Origin of the sequence: Streptomyces sp. NPDC096136 (genome assembly GCF_044763325.1) — a bacterium.
Lineage (GTDB): Bacteria > Actinomycetota > Actinomycetes > Streptomycetales > Streptomycetaceae > Streptomyces.
This window is the reverse complement of record NZ_JBIWFZ010000022.1, coordinates 72703-89877: the sequence shown is the minus strand read 5'-3', so window position 1 is coordinate 89877 and position 17175 is coordinate 72703. Positions and strand designations below refer to the sequence as shown.

Here is a 17175-nt window from a genome sequence, read left to right as displayed (position 1 = left end):
TGCGGCTCCTCGCTCGGCGGGGTCCCCTCCTGCGGCTGATCAGACTCCACCGGGGTGGTCCCCGTCCCCCAGGTCGACACCGGGGGATCCTCGTATGGGTTCGGCGGGGCCTTGTCCGGCCCGTCATGCTCCTGCTGCGGAGGGGGTAAACGGTTCCACCTCGAACGACGCGCTGGTCACCTCGCTCGTCGGAGCCGCCATCGCCGTCGTGGCGGGGAGAACGACGCCTCCCGTGACCGCCGCCGCCACGATGGCCGCGACACCCAGACCGACGGAGTTCTTCCGGATCCTGCGAGCCATGGCGCTCTCTCCCGCTGGTCGCGAAGGGGCGCCCACGTGGCGCCCCTCGCCTCAGCTCCAGTAGGCCGCAACCACCTCGGCGAGGTCACGTCCCGGGACTTCGGAACTTGACACCGCCCGGGGGGGCCGAAACCCGGGTCTCCTCACGATGAACCTCCTGTCCCCTCCATGGAGAGAAGTCCCGGTCCGGGCTGCTGCCGGTGGGCGAGGACGGCGGCTCTCGCCGGAGCCGGCCCACCTCTTCATCGCCGCAGCCACAGCCGCGCGCTTGACGACCCTCGGCCCGTCATGGGGGGGTGCGGCCGTCATCCCAGCCGGCACCGGCCAGGACTCTCCGCTCAGATGCCGCCGACGTCGGCCGCGCGACCGCCGGCGGGAGGCGCCAGCAGGTCCGCGACCTGTCGGCGGACCGCTTCCCAGGCCACATCCGAAAGTCGGCCCAAGCGGCCGCTCCGCAGGCCACGGAGATCCTCTTCAGCCGTCGCGTGGCAGCGGACGTCCTCATCGAGGAACTCGCCGTCCTCACGGACGGCCACGCGCAGCAGCCTGCCTCCGTCCTCCTCGCGGTGCAGGGCACCTGCCACGACGAGGGGCGGCGGCCCGCCCGCCTCGCCCGCCACCTTGAGGTAGCGGCTGGCGATCGGGGCGCGCCAGACCAGGCTCAGCAGCAGATGACGTTTGGCCAGGACTTCAGCGAGGTCGGTGAGGTGGACGCCCTCCGGTTCGAGGATCACGGCGTGGGCGTCCAGGACGAGTGCCGCAGGCAGCAGGCAGCAGGCAGCGCAGGGTGCTGCCGACGAGGTTGCCGCCGACCGTGGCCGTCCGGCGCACGGCTCCGGTTCCCACGCCGGCAGCGGCCTTTCTCAGTACCTCGGGCACCCGGTCGTCCACCCCGCTCAGCAGCACGGCCGAGCCCAGGGTTTCGGGCCCGATCCCGTTGGCCTCCGGGAGGTCGCGCAGGGACATGGCCCGGTTGGGGAAACCGTCCCGCTGCCAGGTCGCCCATACCAGGGTGGCGCCGCCTATCGGCACCGCTCCCTCGGCCATGCACTCCTGTGCTTCGGACACGGACGTGGGTAAACGCAGCAGCACTGCAGTCAACCTGCTTTCCGGTGACTAGACGGCAAGGTAGTGGCGTTCCGGCCAAAAGAACCGTCGGCAGGCGCATTTTCGCCGTAGGGATGCGGGCGCGTACAGAGCTCATGCCTTCAGGCGATGCGCCCCTTCGTGCTCCGGCTCATACACACCGCGCGCGGGACCGTCCGTGGTCGCAGGACGCCGTCTCACCAGCGAAGCCCGACCCGCCGATCTGGAGGACTCCCGGCTTCCGTCCCACGATCGCCTTGCGCCTGGCGCTGCGCGACCCGGCTCGTGTGCTGCGGGAGGTCGCGGCCAAGCGACGCGTGCTCGCCCGCCGGGCCAGAACCAAGAGGCCTGCTGTCGACGGCCGCCATCAGGTCCGGCCACCGGTCCTGCACGAGGGAACCCCGCGGGCCTGGAGCAGCACCGGCCTGCCCGGGCGGGCCGGGGTGAACAGGAACGCGCGGTGCCCGTCGAAGTTCTGCTCACGGGCCACCCCCACGCGCAGCGCGGCCGGTCCCGGGAGCGCCTCGGCAGCGCCAGTGCCAGCATCGGCTCCACCGCCGGCCGCAGCGCCATCCCCGAGGCGTGCTCGCCGGTCCGCACGGTCCATCGCGCCCCAACCCGACCCTCGCGACCGGGCGCAGCCCGGCGGATGAGGCCGGACGGCGGCGTACCGTCCGCCCGTTCCTCCTCGTTGGGCCAGGTATGACGACGACAGCGGACAGCAGCGCGCCGACCACGCAGGAGCTGCGGCGGCGGATGGTCCCGGCGGTAGGCATCGTGTGGGTCTGTGGCGCCTGCCGGCAGCAGGGGCACATCGTGCACCCGGGCGTGGACGCGGCCCGGCACAACGCCGGACGCCACGCCCTCGCCGCCCAAGGCGACACCAAACGTTCTGGCCGCCATCATCACCGGATGCCGGCTCCCGCCCGAATCCGGACCCTCTCCGGGGCCGCTCCGCCGGACTCGGGGATCGCCCTGCATCCACCGCTTGATCCAGCGCGTCATCGGGAGCATCGGGGCACTCACCAACGCCGAACGCGCCGAGATCAAGCGTGCCACCCAGGCGGTCCGTCAGGCGCAGCAGCACCCAGCGGCGGTCCGCGGCGGGCGGCAGCGCCGCGCGGTGTCCAGTCACGGCAGGGACGCGGCCTCCCGGCTTCGGGACTTCTCCGAAGGGCTCACCGGGGGTCCGCTTCACCCCACCGGCACCGGACCGACGGAGTTGACGGTCAGGGCGTCCCGAGTCCAGTCCCATGTATGAAGATTTCATGAACGGCCCAACCGTGGAACGGGTTTGATCATCTTCTCGGCCGAGTCCGGCACCGCCCCCGAGGTGGCGGCTCGCGATCGAGGAGGTCCGCACCCTCATGAGGCTGCCCCGCAAACACCGCGCGGCCCGCGCCGGTCGTACGGATGACACCGCAAGCCCCGGGCAGACGGAAGGCCGCAGGCGCGCACGTCGCCCCGCGGGCCGGGCGAAGAGCCGCAGGAGAGCCGCCCGCAAGGTGCGCCGCCGCCTCATCGACTTCCCCAGGCGCGGCAGACGGGGCTGGCGGCGCTGGACACCCTCGTGGAAGCTGACCTCCGGCTTGTTCCTGCTCTGCGCCGCCTCCCTGGCCGGCCTCTTCACCGCCGTCTACATGCAGGTCGAGATCCCGGACGCGCATGACTCCGCGCGCCGGCAGGGCACCGTCTACTACTGGGCGGACGGCAGCCGGATGGTGAGCGTCGGCGATGTGAACCGGCAGGACGTGAAACTCTCCGAGGTGCCCGAATCCGTCCAGCGGGCGGTCATCGCGGCGGAGAACGCGGACTTCTACACCGACTCGGGCGTCTCGCTGACGGGCATCGGCCGCGCCGCCGTCAACATCTTCAAGGGCGAGGAGACCCAAGGCGGTTCGACGCTCACCCAGCAGTACGTGAAGAACACCTACCTGAGCCAGGACCAGACCGCCGAGCGGAAGATCAAGGAGCTCTTCCTCTCCCTGAAGGTCAGCAACCAGCGGCCCAAGTCGGAGATCCTCGAGGGGTACCTCAACACTTCCTGGTTCGGCCGCGGCGCGTACGGCGTCCAGGCGGCCGCGTACGCGTACTACGGCATCCCCGCCAGGGAACTGAACCCCGGGCAGGGCGCCCTGCTGGCCGCGGTCCTCAAAGGCGCGGAGAGCTTCGACCCGTCCCTCAGCGCCGAGAACCGCCAACGGGCCGAGGACCGCTGGAGCTGGATCCTGGACCGCCAGGTGGCCACGGGGTCGATGAGCGCCGAGGAACGCGCCACGTACACCCGGTTCCCCGAGCCGAAGCCCCCCGTCAAACCGACCAGCCAGGCCGGACAGATCGGTTACCTCGTCGACATCGCCAACAAGTACCTCAAGAGCCGCACCGGGATCACGGGCAAGGAGCTGGCCGGCGGCGGCTACGCCGTCCACACCACCTTCGAGAAGGACAAGGTGCTCGCGCTGACCAAGGCCGTCGAGCAGGTGAGCACGGAACGGCTGGACCCGCAAAAGCGCGCGGAGGACCAGTTCGTGCAGGTCGGCGCCGCCTCGATACGCCCCAAGGACGGGGCGGTCGTCGCGGTCTACGGCGGCTCCGACGCCATCGAGCACTTCACCAACAACGCGGACACCTCGGGGGTGCCTGCTGCCTCGGCCTTCAAGCCCTTCGTGTACGCCGCCGCCATGGAGAACGAGCTCGAAGGGAAGGAACGTTCCGCCGAGGCCGCGGCCCTGGAGCCCCCGCAGCCCACGCCGAGCGGGCCCGCACCGTCCGGCCCGACGCCGGCCTCGGTGAGCCTCCACGGGGCTCTGGTGAACTCCGACCACACGCCCTTCGTGGAGAGCGGCAAGAAGATCGGGCTGAAGAAGGTCAAGGACCTCGCGGTCGCGTCGGGACTGCGCGAGGAGAGCATGGCCAAGCTGGAGCCGACCTTCTCCATCGGCACCTCCACCCCCAGCGCCGTCCGGCTTGCCAGCGCCTACACGACCTTCGTCAACCAGGGCCGGGCCACCGAGCCCTACTCGGTGACCAAAGTCGAGCGGAGCGGCGCCGCAGTGGACGGCCTGGACCGGCCCAAACCGCGCCGGGCGATGAGCTCGGAGGCGGCCGCGACGGTCGGCGCGGCGCTGCGCCAGGTGAGCTGGAGCGCGGTCGGTCCGCCCCAGGGGCAGCGGAACCAACTTCCGTCCTGGGCGGGCAGGACCGGTCCGAACGACCGCATGAACTCCGCCTGGTTCATCGGCGCGACGCAGGAACTGAGCACCTCGGTCACGATGTTCCGCACCAAGCCGGACGTCCCGCAGCTGCTGCCCATGCAGGGCGTGGGAGGCCCCGACTCCGACCGGGGCAGCGCCTTCCCGCCACTGATCTGGAAGGCCTACAACGAGGCGACGGCACCGACGTCGCAGCCCCCGTCGCCGGTCCCGCAGGGCCACCCGTAACGGTCCCGCGGCACGGGAGGCCCGCCGGCACCGGCCGGGGGCGCGACTGACGTGATCGCGCCCCCGACGGATCCCCCCTATGCCTGGAGGTACTCCTGGAGTGCCGCCACAGCCGTCGCCACGGCTTCATCAGCGCTGGCCGTTTCGAGCAGAACCTTGTTCGGGTCGTGCTTGTACGCCACCGAGTAGCTGCCCCCAGGGAGAAGGGCGATACTCACGGGGAGAGCGTCGCCCTCGCCCATCCAATGCCGCCGAGCAGTGCTGAAGCACAGCCTTGCGTGGCTGGTGAAGGGATAAAACTGGCCGAGTTCGCTGTTCCGAGCCGCGTCGACAAGGGATCCCATGATCGGGGGCACCCATGTTGCAGTGGAGCCTCGGGACCGGTCGTCCCACGGCGCTGAGGCATGCGCCCGAAGGTCCCACTCGGCCTCGAGCGACTCGCGGGATTCACCCTCTGCGCTCATTCCCTGCCCCTCTGAAGCGCCCCCGGCACCGTAACGGCTGAAGGAGCAGTGTCTCGATGCCGCCCTCGGAGGGCGGCAATTCCGCAGGCTTCGAATATCGCCCTGGACCATGCCTGCCTGGGTGTGCGGGTGCGCGCCTTCGCCTTCGTCGCCGCTCTTCCGACCTTCCGCGCGCCGGCCGCCGCCTCCGCACTCGCCGCTCGTGCCACCACCAGCCGCTCCCGGGCGCCCCGAACTTCGCCCTCGGCCGCCGTAACATCAGTGTCGGCCAGACAAGGTCCGCGATGTGGTCGGTCTCTCTCGACCCGCCGGAGAAGACCCTCGTCTTCTGTGCGGACGAGATCCCCGCCCACGGCTTCGTCGGCCAGATCGAGCCACGCGCCCTGCGGACGACGCATGGATTCGCGGTATCCCGGACGGCAGGGCCGGAACTCGCTCGCACATCCCGGCGGTCTGTCGGCCCGCCCTACGGCACTCAACAATGGGGGCCGGGGATCCCGCGCTCTACCGGGACCTGTTCACCACCGCGAGCGGCATCGCCGAGATGGACGTGGAGTGGCGGCGCCTCAACGAGAACGGCCTCACCCCGGTTCAAGAGGCGCGCGCCACTCTACGACCGGACCACACGTTTCCGCGTCTACGAGCCGGGTGTGATTCCCGGCCTCGTGCAGACGGCGGCCTACGCGCGGGCCCTGATGGGACGCATCGTCGCCTTCCACGGCATTCCCGATGACGCCGAGCAGGCCGGCGCGCCGAGCTCGGGAGGTCTCACGTGGGTTGGGGAACCGGCAAGGGCGGCAGCGGGGATGGGCACACGCGAGATCGCGCCTGGGCCGGGTTCATCCGGTTGGCCCCCGCCCGCTGACCTGTCCGGGTGAGGCGGAACGATTCGTCACCGCCGGAGGCATAACCCAGGGGCCGGGATCGGACAGGGTGGGGGCGACCCATCCCCCACCCACCCCACGGGATCCCCCATGCGTCTGCGCAACTCCCTCGCCGCCGCCGTCGGCGCGCTCACCCTCGTCCTCACCCTGCCCAACTCCGCCTCGGCCGCCGTCGGCACCTTCGAGTACACGTACTTCGAGAATGGCCATGCGCGCATCGGTGCCCTCGTGGACCCCGCGGGCGAGGACTGCATCGACATCCCCGGCGCGACGGATGCGGACCCCGCACAGGCCCCGAAGAACCTCACCAACGCCACCGCCACCGTGTTCCTCGACTTCGGGTGCCAGGGCGACACCTTCTACGTCATGAATCCGCTGAAGATCCTCGGCCCCCGACTCAAGCTCCGCTCCGTCGTCTTCAGCCACTGACCTCCCCCGCCCGGCCCCCGGTCCCTCACGGCATCCACCCCGCTCCCCGTGCCCCCGCACGGGGAATCAACACCCCGACTCACACGGCTCGTTGATGCGTTCGGATGCCCGAGGGCAGTGATGACCGGGAGCGGGCGCGCATGCACTCCCATCCGGCCTCAGAGCGCCAACACCTCTGAGGCCGGATCCCTTCCACGGCGCCGCGCGGCAAGGCCGGCCACGCGAGCGTCACCCACAGGCGTCCGCCCCCCTTCACACGACAGAGACCTCGTTGGCCCACTCCGCCCCGCCATCCTCCTCGCCCGGCTCCCCCTCGCCGGGTGGCCTCCGTTGCCGGGTCACGCGTGGCACTGGCCCTCGCCGTCAGCGGCCTGACGGCCCCGGCCGAGGCGGCCCGGAACCGGGGCGCGAGAGCGCGAACGCGGCTGATCCCGGGCGGGCCTTCCGGTGATTGGCGGTCCGGATGTCCGGCCGGCCCCGCGATCCTCCTCCTCTCCGCCGCCCTCCGAGACGCCTCTTCGTGCCCGATCGCCTTGTGCCCTCGCCCGTGTTCCTGCTGTCCGCGGTCCGCTCGGGGCCGACGCTGCTGCGTTGTGTCCTCGACTCCCACTCCCGCCTTCACGCGCCCCACGAACTCCACCTGACCCGGTTCGGCGTCCACGCCGGGCGGCCGTAGGGCGCGGACGGGGAGGCGGCGGCCCGGGAGCACGGACGCCGGCCGGGACGGACAGGAAGCGAACCACTCACAGGGCCCTTCGCCGCGCTGCCGCCCCTGTCCACAGGCACGGCTCAGGCCGACCGGGTGATCACCTGCGCGATAGGAGGCCTCATAGTGCACTTCCCCCGATGGGCGCACGAGGCCCGGGAGGGGCCTGCCGTCACGACCGGTCGGCCCCGCGGCCAGACACTTCGCCGACTGCGGCCGCCTCTCCGATGGCGTCGATGATGCCCCGCGCCCACTCGGCGGGATCCGGGATGGTCAAGAGCCCGGCGAGGCGGGCGGTGTGGGCCCGCCGTTGCTCCGGCGTCATCGCGAGGGCGGTGGCCAGTTTCTCCACGAGGTCGTGGCGGGAACGCGGATCGGTGAGGAGGGCGTGGCCCTTGACGTAGTCGGCGGCGCCGGCGTGGCGCGAGAGGATCAGCACGCCCGGGCCGCCGGTGGCGTCCTGGGCGGTGAGGTACTCCAGGGCCGTGAGGTTCATGCCATCGGCCAGGGAGGCCACCCAGAAGACGTCGGCCGCCAGGTAGTGGTCGACGACCTCTTCGAAGGGAAGCGTGCGGGGTATGTACTCGACCGGCTCCCAACCACCGCTGCGCAGGCGCCCGTTGAGTTCGTCTATGGCCCGTTCGAGCTCTGCACGGGTCGAGTCGTACGCGCGGATGCCCGGCTCGGGCGGCGGGCAGACGAGCCGGTAGCGGAGCCGGCCGCGCAGGTCCGGCCGCCCGTCCAGGAGCTCGGCCAGGGCGTGGATCTTGTGTACGGGGGCTTTCGCGTAGTCCAGGCGCTCGACCGACAGGATGACCGTGGTCTGCGGCCCGCCTGCCGTGCTGGCGGGCCGCGAGCGGGCGAGGGCCGCGACGGCGGGGCGGTCAATGCCCAGGGGGTGCACACCGATGCGGGGCGTGCGGGGGGCGCCGGACAGCACGCCTCGGAAGTTCTCGGCGAACGCGGCGGTGTGGAAGCCTGCCCAGTCCAGCCGGGCGAGGGAGGACAGGAGCTGCCCCGCGACGGGCAGGCTCCGGAAGGTCCGCGGGTCGGGGAAGGGGGTGTGGTGGAACAGGCCGACGGCCAGATCGGGCCGGTGGTCCTTGAGCAGCCCGGGAACCAGCCACAGGTTGTAGTCGTGGAGCCACACCGTCGCCCGGTGGGCGGCGTGGGCGCTGATGTGCCGCGCGAACGCGGCGTTCACGGCCTCGTATTCCGCCCAGTCGGCCGGGTCGTGGCGGATGAGGTGCGGCTGGGCGGTCAGGGCGGGCCACAGCGTCTCCTTGCAGGCCCGGTGGAAGTACCGGGCCCATTGCCCGGACGGCAGGGGGAGCAGGGCGAGCGGCAGCCCGGGCGGGACGGTGGACGCGGTGGCGGCGTCCTCGGTCGTGGCGGCGGCCCATACGGCGTCCAACCGCCCTCCGCCTCCGGCACCGGGCCCCAGCACGGACACCAGGGTGGGCAGGATCCCGTTCGGGCTCGACGGCTGCCGCCAGCGCCCCCCGTACCGCTGCCACGGCGCCCGGTGGTACCCGACCACCACCCGCTTGGGGGACCGCACCCAGTCGAGCCGTTCCAGCGCGTGGAGTACGGCGGCGGCGCCGACGAGTGGCGGCCGGTGCACCAGTGGGTCGGCGGCCACCCCCGCGACCAGCGCGGGTTCCGCGTTGCCGACGACGACGCCGTGCGCGCCCAGCCGGAACAGCGACAGGTCGTTGAGCGAATCGCCGGCCACGAGCAGGTGGGCGGGCGCCCAGCCGAGGCTCCGCATGAGCCCTCGCAGGGCCGGACCCTTGCCCGCGCGGGGCGGAAGCACGTCGAAGTACCGGTCCGCGGAGTACGTCCAGGAGCAGCCCAGCCCCTCCGCCGCCGTCGTGATCTCGTCCGTCAGGTGCTCGGGGTCGAGGTAGTACGAGCAGCGGCCCTGCTGTGCCACGGCCTCCTGGGGGACGAGCTGCGGGAAGCGGCTCAGGGCCCGGCGAACGCGCCGGCGTCCCGGCCACCCGGTGCGCAGGGGTCCCTCCAACGGCTGGGAATGGGACATGTCCGCGGCGTCGATGACGCTCGCCCCCACATCGGCGATGATCCAGCGCGGCCACGGGGCGAGGGGTTCTTCGGCGAGCACGGTGCGCACCGAGGCGAGGCTGCGGCCCGTCGCGTAGACCACGGTGATGTCCGGATGCCGGTCCAGTGCCTGCTTCAGTCGGCGGCGGCTGTCCTCGTCGCCGGCCAGGAGGGTGCCGTCGAGGTCGGTGACCAACACCCTCTCACCGGGGGCGGCGAGCCGAGGCGGGCCTTCGTGCGGCTGGGCCGTGGCCGTGCTGCCCATGGCTGTTCCTTCCTACGTCCCCGAGACGGAGGAGTGGGGGGAACCTTCACCACGCCGGGTCGTGAGTGACCGGGTCCAGCGCGGTGACACCGAACGATGCCGGGGCGGGGGCTCCGCGCTCGGTTCCGAGGGCGGTCTGGACCGCCCGCACGGCCCGGCCGAGCCTCGCCGCGTGCGCGTCGTGGCTCGCCAGCAGGCGGTCGAGGGTCTCGCGGGGGATGTCGGCGGCGCAGCCGAGCAGCTCGTCGGCGAACCGGGTGGGGGCGCGGTCCTCCGGCGGGAGCAGTGGGACGGTCGGTGGACCGTGCGGAATGCTGAAGGTGAAGGAGACGTCACCGTCGGCGTGCTCGCGCCCCGTGTGTCCGAGGGGCGGCGGGTCCTGCGTCAGGGTGACGTGGACGTGGGTGTAGCCGGGGCAGGGCTCACTGCGATCGGTCCTCGACGACACGGCGGTACCCCTTTCCGTGAACGGGCGACCTCTCCACCATCACCCCCACCCGTCCCGCGGGCTTCGCGGGCTCTGCCATTGGAGTGACCTCGCCGAGGTTCGGGCCCGGGCCCGAACCCGGACCCGGCAGCGCAGGACGATGCGGGGCCGGATCGGCAAGCCGTTCAGCAGGGGCACCGCGACAGCGGGACCCCGCTCAGGCCGTCAGCTCGTCGCCCGGCCCGTGGAAGGACGCCGCGCACCCTCGCTCACGCACCCGCAGGGCCCTGCGCATCCCCGGGCACGGCTGCTCAGGCCGCCTCAGCCGGTCCCGTCCGCGGAGGAGCCGGTCATCAAGCCTCGTGTCGATGGTGAGGGCCCCTGCGTCCAACCCACGGGGGGATCGGGCCCGGTGTGGGACGCCGGCGACCGGTGAGGTCCGGGTACGGGCGCCGATCGGGGACGAACCGCTGACGGGCGGACGCCCGCCCGGTGGTGGCCGGGCTCGACCGGCCGGCGGGTCCTGCCACCCGTTTTCCGGCCCTCGGCTTCCCCTGCCCCGGTGCCCGGCCGCGTCTCAGCGGTGGACCTCGTGGACGTAGTCCTTGGTCCCGGACTTCGTGATCTTGACCCCGTCCTCCCGCCACCACCTGCTGGATCCCCACATGACGGCGTAGAGCCCGGCGGCGGCGGTGGCGAAGTCGAGCATGAGCACAGTGCCCGATCCGCCGAGTGCCTCCATCGTCTCGTCCACACGGAACACGCAGAAGTAGATGGCGGCCAGGCCGGCCAGGCACAGCAGCACCCACAGCGCCCGCCACACGCGGGTGGGGACGGTACCCCGGATCCGGTACGGGACCTCCTTCTTGCAGCTGTCGCATACGAGGCCACGCGGACGGCCCCCGGGACGGCCGGTCCACCGGGATCGGATAGGTGATCATCCGCGATTCCCACTTCGTACCGGTCACCGTGGTCTCGATGATGTGCGCGTGCCTCGCCCGAATCGGCCCGCGCAGACTCCGTGCGCCCATCCCACCCCCACAGCGCGATCGGACCCGCCACGCTATCCCTGCCGGGGCCGCGCGGGGCGACTTCGGACAAAGCCGCCCGGCCGGCGGTCCGTCATCCGGTGGTTGCTCCAGCGGCCGCCGGATGTGGATCATGTTCGAGACAAGGCCGCAGGGCGGAGCGAGGAAACCCGTCCGCAGGAGCCGTCGGCCGCGGGAGGGTACAGGGGGAGCATGGTGGTGCAGGCGGAGCCGTGGGGGGACGGGTCGCGGGCCGGGGCGTCGCCGGTGTGGCTGCTGTTGGGGCCGGCCATGCGGGGAAGGCTCAGCCGTGCTCGGTGGAGGACACGGAGAAGCCGACGGCCTGGCTCCCCGGCAACGTCGCGCACGCCCAGCGGAACGCGGACCGGAAATGCGAGGAGCTGTTGAAGCAGCGCCAGGAGGAGTAGACGGATCCCGTCAGCGACCGCTGGCCAGCGGAAACGCGGCGCCGATCCAGTCGGGTCACCGTCCTGGCCGCAGCCCGCACCGACCAGCCGCTCCCGTGACCCGGCCGCTGCCGTGGACCTGGGAGCAGTCACCGGGCGCCGGCGAGGCGGTCGGGAGGGGGTAACTTGCCAGGCTCCCCGCCGAAGCACCACAGTGTGACTCCATGAACACCATCGGTGACGTGGGTGAGGAGTGTGCACCGGACGGCTGGCTGGACCCGCGGCACAGCGCAACGCCGGCCCGGGGCGAACCGGGGAACGCCGCCCTGGCGTTGCCGCCGGAGTCGGTGAGGGCTCTGGGGCACCGGGTCTGGGAGATCGTGTCGGAACATCTCGCCGCCGGGCACCACGGCTCTGCGACGGCGTCGCCGGGTGCAGCCGGCGAAGCGGCCCGGCTGCGCTGCGAGCCCTTGCCCGACGCCCCCGCGGACGATCCGCTCACGCTGGTGGACGACGTGGGGCGGCTGCTGCGCGAGGGCAACGCGCACCCGGACCATCCGGACTTCCTCGCGTTCGTGCCCGCGCCGGGGACCGTCACCGGCGTGCTGGGATCGGCACTGGCCGCCGGGTTCGCGGTCCCGACCGGATGGCGCTTCACCGGGAAGGTCTCCAGCGCGATCGAGTCGGCCACCATCCGCTGGCTCGCCGAGTTGCTGGGTCTGGCCCCCGGCACGTCCGGGTTGTTCGTGTCGGGCGGATCGGCCGCCAACCTGACCGCACTGACCGCGGCGCGCGACGCGCTCGTGGGGACCGAGGCCCGCGGCGCCACCGCCTACTTCTCCGACCAGACCCACCTGTCCGTCCCCCGGGCCCTGCACGTCCTGGGCATCGGAGAAGACCGGCTCCGGGTCCTGGCCGGGGACGCGCACCGCCGGATCCCGTTGCACGATCTCGCCCGGCAGGTGGCCGAGGACCGCCGTGACGGGCTGCGGTCCTTCCTCGTGGTGGCCAACGCGGGTACCACGGCCACCGGTGACGTCGACCCGCTTCCCGAACTGGCCGCCTTCTGCCGCGACGAGGGGCTGTGGCTCCACGTGGACGGCGCGTTCGGCGCCGCCGCAGCGCTGACCGGGCGCGGCCGCCGCCTGATGGCGGGACTGGACGCGGCGGATTCGGTGAGCGTCGATCCGCACAAATGGCTGTTCCAGCCCGCCGGGACCGGATGCGTGCTGCTGCGCGACCCCACGCACCTGGAACGAGCGTTCGGCGTGGGGCTCCCCGGCTACCTGGAAGCGGGCGCCATCGGTCACGACGAGGGCGAAGCGGACTACCTCCAATGGGGGGTGGAGCAGACGCGGGAGTTCCGGGCGCTGCGCCTGTGGCTGTCGCTGAAGGTGTTCGGTGCGGAGGCCTTCCGCGCCGCCGTGGAGCGGGGCTTGACCATGGCCGACGACATCGCCGGGTACATCGCCTCCCGGCCCTGCCTGGAGGTGGTGACCGGACCGTCTCTGGCCGTTGTCACCTTCCGGGGCCTGCTGCCCGCCTCCGGGCCCTTCCCGCGCCCGGAGGACGCCGACGCGAAGGTGGACGAGGTCTGCCGCGACCTGCGGTCCGAGGGCCGGGCCATGGTCGTCGGCGTGACCGTGGCCGGCCGCAGGGTCTTCAGGCTCTGCATGATCAACCCGCGCGTACAGCGCGACGGGCTCCGCGCCGTCGTCGACCGGATCGCCGAACTGTGGACCGCTCGAACCGCAGCCCCGCAGCAGCCGGGAGGCGCGCCGTGAACACGGGGCCGGCGCCGCGCCCCGGACCCTGCGGGAACGGGGGCGGTGGCGGGACGACACACACCGAGCGTCTCGACGGCGAAGAGCTGCGGGCCGAGGCGGTACGCCTCACCGGTCTGGCGGACTTCGGAGCGCCCGGTCACAGAGCGGCCCTGAACCTTCTCGTCTCGGCCCTGGAAACCGAGGCCCGGCTCAGCCCGGCCGGCCGGGCCGAGGCGCGCGACACCCTGCTGCGCGCGCTCCGCACCCGGCTGCGGCTGCACGCGATGCCCGTGCCCCCAATGCGGCAGGAGCCCCCCGTCGTCCTGATCGGCCTGCCACGGACAGGCAGCACCCTGCTGCACAGGCTCCTCGCCCACCACCCGACGCTGCGGGCACCGCGCCTGTGGGAGCTGCTGGAGCCGATCACCCCGCCGGGAGCCGGCGTGGGGGACCTGGTCGCGGACGCCGAGCGGCACGTGGCCGACCTGACGGGGACCGCACCCGACCTGGCCCGCATCCACCCCACCGGGGCGAACGAGCCGGAGGAGTGCGAGCACCTCATGAACACGGACTTCCGCAACAGCGTCCTCGGGCTGATCAGCTACCGGGTCCCCAGCTACGCCGCCTGGCTCGCCACACAGGATCTGACGGCCGCTTACGCGCTCCACCGGGCCCAGCTCGCCCACATCCTCGCCCGGCGCCCGGCCCCGGCCGGTTCCCGGCTCCTCCTGAAGAGCCCCTCCCACCTGTGGCACCTGCCCGCCCTCGACCGCGTTCACACCGGCGCGCGGTTCATCGTCCTCGAACGCGACCTCGATGAGGCGATCGGCTCCGTCTGCGGCCTGGTGTCCGCGGCCCGCCGCAAACGCAGCGATGCCGTCGACACCATCGAGATCGGCCGGGACATGACCGCCGCCACGCACGCCGCCCTGTCGAGGATGTACGCCTTCACCACAGACCCGTCCGTCGCCGACCGCTGTCTGACGGTCTCCTTCACCGACCTGGTGGCCGACCCCGACGGCACCGCCCGGCGCGTGCTCGACTGGCTGGGACTGACCGCGGGCGACGCCCTGCGCCGGCGCTGGCACGACCACCTCTCGGGCAACCCGCGTCCCGATCACGTTCATCCCCGCGCGGCCTGCGGCCTGCCGCCCGCCGGAACACGTCCCGCACCCCGCGATCCGCAGGAAGCACCATGACGACGGCCGCCCCGCACCCCGGCCGGCTGCCCTATCCGTTCGACCGCGACCACTGTATGTCGCCCATGCCGCACACCGAGCTCCTGTCCCTCCCGGGCCTGGCCGCAGTCACCCTTCCCAGTGGCGATCCCGCCCATCTCGCGGTCCGTCGCGCCGACGTCGTCCGCGTCCTGACCGACCGCCGCTTCAGCCGCCGGGCCATGCTCACCACCCCCGGCGGCCCCCGGTGGACCCTGGCGGACCTCGACGAGCCCAGCCTGCTCGGCCTCGACCCCCCGGACCACACCCGCGTCCGCCGGCTCTGCGCCCCGGCGTTTCGCCGCGACTCTGTCGATCGCCTCGCCCCTGCGGTGGACGCCCACGTGCACCGCCTGCTGGACGAGCTCCTGGCCGCCGGGTCGGGCCCCGAACCGGTCGACCTGCACGCCGCATTCGCCCTCCCGCTGGCCGATGCGGTCGTGTGCGACGTCCTCGGAGTGAGCTCCGCACACCGTGCCCCGCTGGCCGAGTGGGCACGGCGCAAGCTCTCGCTCACCTCGCTGCCGCCACAGCAGGCCCGAGCCGGCCACGAGGCACTGCGCGCCCACTACGACCGACTGCTCTTCTCCCCGCGGGCCGCCGACGCACTCGTCCCGGGCGGGCTGCTCCACCGGCTCCGGACCGCGCACACCGCCGGACACCTCAGTCGCGCGGAACTCCTTGCCACCGCCGTCAACCTGTTCGTAGCCGGACACGCCACCACAGCCGCCACCGTCACCAACGGCGTCCTGGCCCTGCTCGCCCACCCGGACCAGTGGCAGGCCCTCCGCACGGACCGGACACTCCTTCGACCGGCCATCGAGGAGATCCTCCGCTTCGACACCATCGCCGACGTCGGACTACCCCGCCTGGCCGTGGCGGACGTGACCTTCCAAGCAACCACGATCAAGGCCGGGGAAGCGGTCGTCCCGTCCCACGCGCACGCCGGCCGCGACCCCGCCGTCTTCGCCCGGCCCGACAGCTTCGACATCACCCGCTCACCGGGCCCCCACCTCGCCTTCGGACACGGCCCCCACCGCTGCATCGGCGCAGACCTGGCACTGCTGGAACTACGGACCGCGCTCGGCGCACTCGCCGACCGCGCACCGCTCCTGCGACTCGCGGAGCCCGCCACCGCCCTCTCCTTCGCCGGCGGATCCCTGATCGGCGGAGTCAACCGCCTGCCCGTCCACACCCACGCCCCGCGATCCGCCCAGCCCGAATCTCAGGGCCGGTAGCCGATGCCGGTGCGCCCCTGATCGGGGAGCACCGCGAGCGGCGCCGCCGGTGGGGAGCCGTCGGGCACAAGCTCTGAGAACGCGGGCAACGCCGTCGATGAGCAGTTCCGCAATGACACCGACGCCACGCCGACGGCCGGGGGCGTGACGGGGAGCGGGCTGAGGCAGGTTGACCGCCGCGACCGCCTGGTGCGCGGCGAGCTGGCTCCGTAGGTCAGAGCTCAGTTGACAAAGCCAGCGAGCGCCCGTGGAACCTGGCCGAGGCCGCTCCCGCGGCTTCACCGGCACCGGCAAGGCGTCCAGCGCAGTCCCCGCCGGAACCGAGCCTCCGAGATGGTAGGGGCGCGGGCACGCCGTCGACGGGCAGGACCCGAACGGCGCGCACCGTGTCGGAGCCGGTTGTGCTGCCAGGGGCTGTTTCATGAGCCCGCTTCGAGTAGCGGGTCAGTCGGCAGTGAGGGCGTCGGAGAGGCTGACGGCAGGCCGGCCGAGCGTTGCTGTCAGCACGCGCTGCTGGCGTGGGAGCTGACCAGCGCGGAGCTCGGCGAACGGGAAGAGTTCGTCATCCAGGGCCTATGGCTCATGCGCGAACGGCTCAGCGGCCAGGACGTCCTGGAGCACCTCGGTCTCGGCTCCGACGAGGTACTGGAAGCAGTGGACAACTCGGTGATCCTGCACAACTTTAGAAGGGCACTCTTCGCTCGACTGGTCCCCTGCATCCGTGACGTCGGCCTCTGGAGCCCTGCGGTCCGGGACACGTTCGCGGCCATGGGCGTAGCCGACGCGGGAACTGCGGGCGTCCAGGCGCTCCTGCACCAGGACGAGGACAAGGCAGAGCGGATCGATCGGGAAAGGCGGTGGGCCACGGAGGAGTCCCGCCGCGCGGCGGAGGTGAGGCAGGTGATTCGTGCCGGCGAAGAGTGAAAACACGCGGACGGGTGCAAAGGCTCCCGCAGTGCGGACCACGAAACCGCCCCGCGGACCGGCCACGACGGCACGGGCAAGATCCGGACCATTCCCGGTCCAGCACACCGCCATCGAACCGTCAGGCACGCATTTTCGCAGGTCAGTGCCGGTGTGACTGCTGTACCACCAGGAGACGAAGAACGTCCTGGTCAGCTACTCGCCGAAGAAGCTCGGGTTCTTCTAAGTCTGCGTGCACGTCGTCCGCGTTGGCGGTGCTGACCTAGTGAGGGCGGCCGCCGGCGGAACACTTACGCCACGCTACTGGCCCTCGAGCCGGCATTCAGCGCTCGTGCGGTCACGGATGTCTCGGATGGCCGCCCCGGGAAGGGATGCACGCCACCCACTCTCCCACGCGACACCGCCGGTCCGATCACCCGAGGAGGTCGAGCGTTCCATGGTCGACGAGGCATCTCCGGAAACCTCGAGCTCGCCAACGCCGTCGCTCACGCCCGCCCGCACCACCGACACTGCCACACCCGGGGCGGCAC

The 17175-nt window shown here is 72.3% G+C and carries 12 protein-coding genes and 1 pseudogene; 8 read left to right on the top strand and 5 right to left on the bottom strand.

Annotated features, from left to right (window positions below):
- Nucleotides 1–638: 638 nt before the first annotated feature.
- Nucleotides 639–1392, bottom strand: a pseudogene (locus ACIRBY_RS32205) (FAD binding domain-containing protein).
- Between the two features lie 1361 nt (nt 1393–2753).
- Here ACIRBY_RS32205 and ACIRBY_RS32200 point away from each other — a divergent pair.
- Nucleotides 2754–4826, top strand: a complete 2073-nt coding sequence (locus ACIRBY_RS32200; protein WP_403907359.1) for a transglycosylase domain-containing protein — start codon at nt 2754–2756, stop codon at nt 4824–4826.
- 77 nt (nt 4827–4903) lie between these two features.
- On the opposite strand, the gene ACIRBY_RS32195 is transcribed toward ACIRBY_RS32200, so the two are convergent.
- Complete coding sequence (locus ACIRBY_RS32195) at nt 4904–5170, bottom strand: DUF6193 family natural product biosynthesis protein (RefSeq protein ID WP_403907468.1); 267 nt, start codon at nt 5168–5170, stop codon at nt 4904–4906.
- 176 nt (nt 5171–5346) lie between these two features.
- Here ACIRBY_RS32195 and ACIRBY_RS32190 point away from each other — a divergent pair, with 176 nt between their 5' ends.
- The 3 genes from ACIRBY_RS32190 (at nt 5347) to ACIRBY_RS32180 (ending at nt 7279) form a co-directional block, all read left to right on the top strand.
- The gene (locus ACIRBY_RS32190) at nt 5347–6168 is read left to right on the top strand and encodes a Scr1 family TA system antitoxin-like transcriptional regulator (RefSeq protein ID WP_403907357.1); all 822 of its coding nucleotides are present in this window, start codon (nt 5347–5349) and stop codon (nt 6166–6168) included.
- A 96-nt stretch (nt 6169–6264) separates the two neighbouring features.
- Nucleotides 6265–6603 (top strand): hypothetical protein, encoded by a 339-nt coding sequence (locus tag ACIRBY_RS32185; protein ID WP_403907355.1) that lies wholly within the window; start codon nt 6265–6267, stop codon nt 6601–6603.
- 520 nt (nt 6604–7123) lie between these two features.
- Entirely contained in the window at nt 7124–7279 is a 156-nt protein-coding gene (locus ACIRBY_RS32180; RefSeq protein ID WP_403907353.1) for a hypothetical protein, read from the top strand.
- Between the two features lie 202 nt (nt 7280–7481).
- Here the strand turns inward: ACIRBY_RS32180 and ACIRBY_RS32175 are convergent, their stop codons facing one another.
- The 3 genes from ACIRBY_RS32175 to ACIRBY_RS32165 all read right to left on the bottom strand — a co-directional run bounded on the left by ACIRBY_RS32175 (nt 7482) and on the right by ACIRBY_RS32165 (nt 10888).
- On the bottom strand, nt 7482–9638 hold the full coding sequence (locus tag ACIRBY_RS32175; RefSeq protein ID WP_403907351.1) for a trehalose-6-phosphate synthase: 2157 nt from the start codon (nt 9636–9638) through the stop codon (nt 7482–7484).
- 46 nt (nt 9639–9684) lie between these two features.
- Nucleotides 9685–10086: a hypothetical protein gene (locus ACIRBY_RS32170; protein ID WP_403907349.1), complete on the bottom strand. Its 402-nt coding sequence runs from the start codon at nt 10084–10086 to the stop codon at nt 9685–9687.
- Between the two features lie 556 nt (nt 10087–10642).
- Nucleotides 10643–10888 carry a hypothetical protein gene (locus ACIRBY_RS32165; protein ID WP_403907347.1) on the bottom strand — a complete coding sequence of 82 codons (246 nt, stop codon included), beginning with the start codon at nt 10886–10888 and terminating at the stop codon, nt 10643–10645.
- A gap of 836 nt (nt 10889–11724) precedes the next feature.
- Here ACIRBY_RS32165 and ACIRBY_RS32160 point away from each other — a divergent pair.
- The 4 genes from ACIRBY_RS32160 to ACIRBY_RS32145 all read left to right on the top strand — a co-directional run bounded on the left by ACIRBY_RS32160 (nt 11725) and on the right by ACIRBY_RS32145 (nt 16645).
- A complete protein-coding gene (locus ACIRBY_RS32160) occupies nt 11725–13284 on the top strand; it encodes a pyridoxal phosphate-dependent decarboxylase family protein (protein WP_403907345.1) in 1560 nt (519 codons plus the stop codon).
- Nucleotides 13281–14465 (top strand): sulfotransferase family protein, encoded by a 1185-nt coding sequence (locus ACIRBY_RS32155; RefSeq protein ID WP_403907342.1) that lies wholly within the window; start codon nt 13281–13283, stop codon nt 14463–14465. The genes ACIRBY_RS32160 and ACIRBY_RS32155 overlap by 4 nt, the downstream gene beginning before the upstream one ends.
- Nucleotides 14462–15721 (top strand): cytochrome P450, encoded by a 1260-nt coding sequence (locus tag ACIRBY_RS32150; protein ID WP_403907339.1) that lies wholly within the window; start codon nt 14462–14464, stop codon nt 15719–15721. The genes ACIRBY_RS32155 and ACIRBY_RS32150 overlap by 4 nt, the downstream gene beginning before the upstream one ends.
- A 582-nt stretch (nt 15722–16303) precedes the next feature.
- Nucleotides 16304–16645: a hypothetical protein gene (locus ACIRBY_RS32145; protein WP_403907337.1), complete on the top strand. Its 342-nt coding sequence runs from the start codon at nt 16304–16306 to the stop codon at nt 16643–16645.
- The last annotated feature ends 530 nt before the right edge of the window (nt 16646–17175 follow it).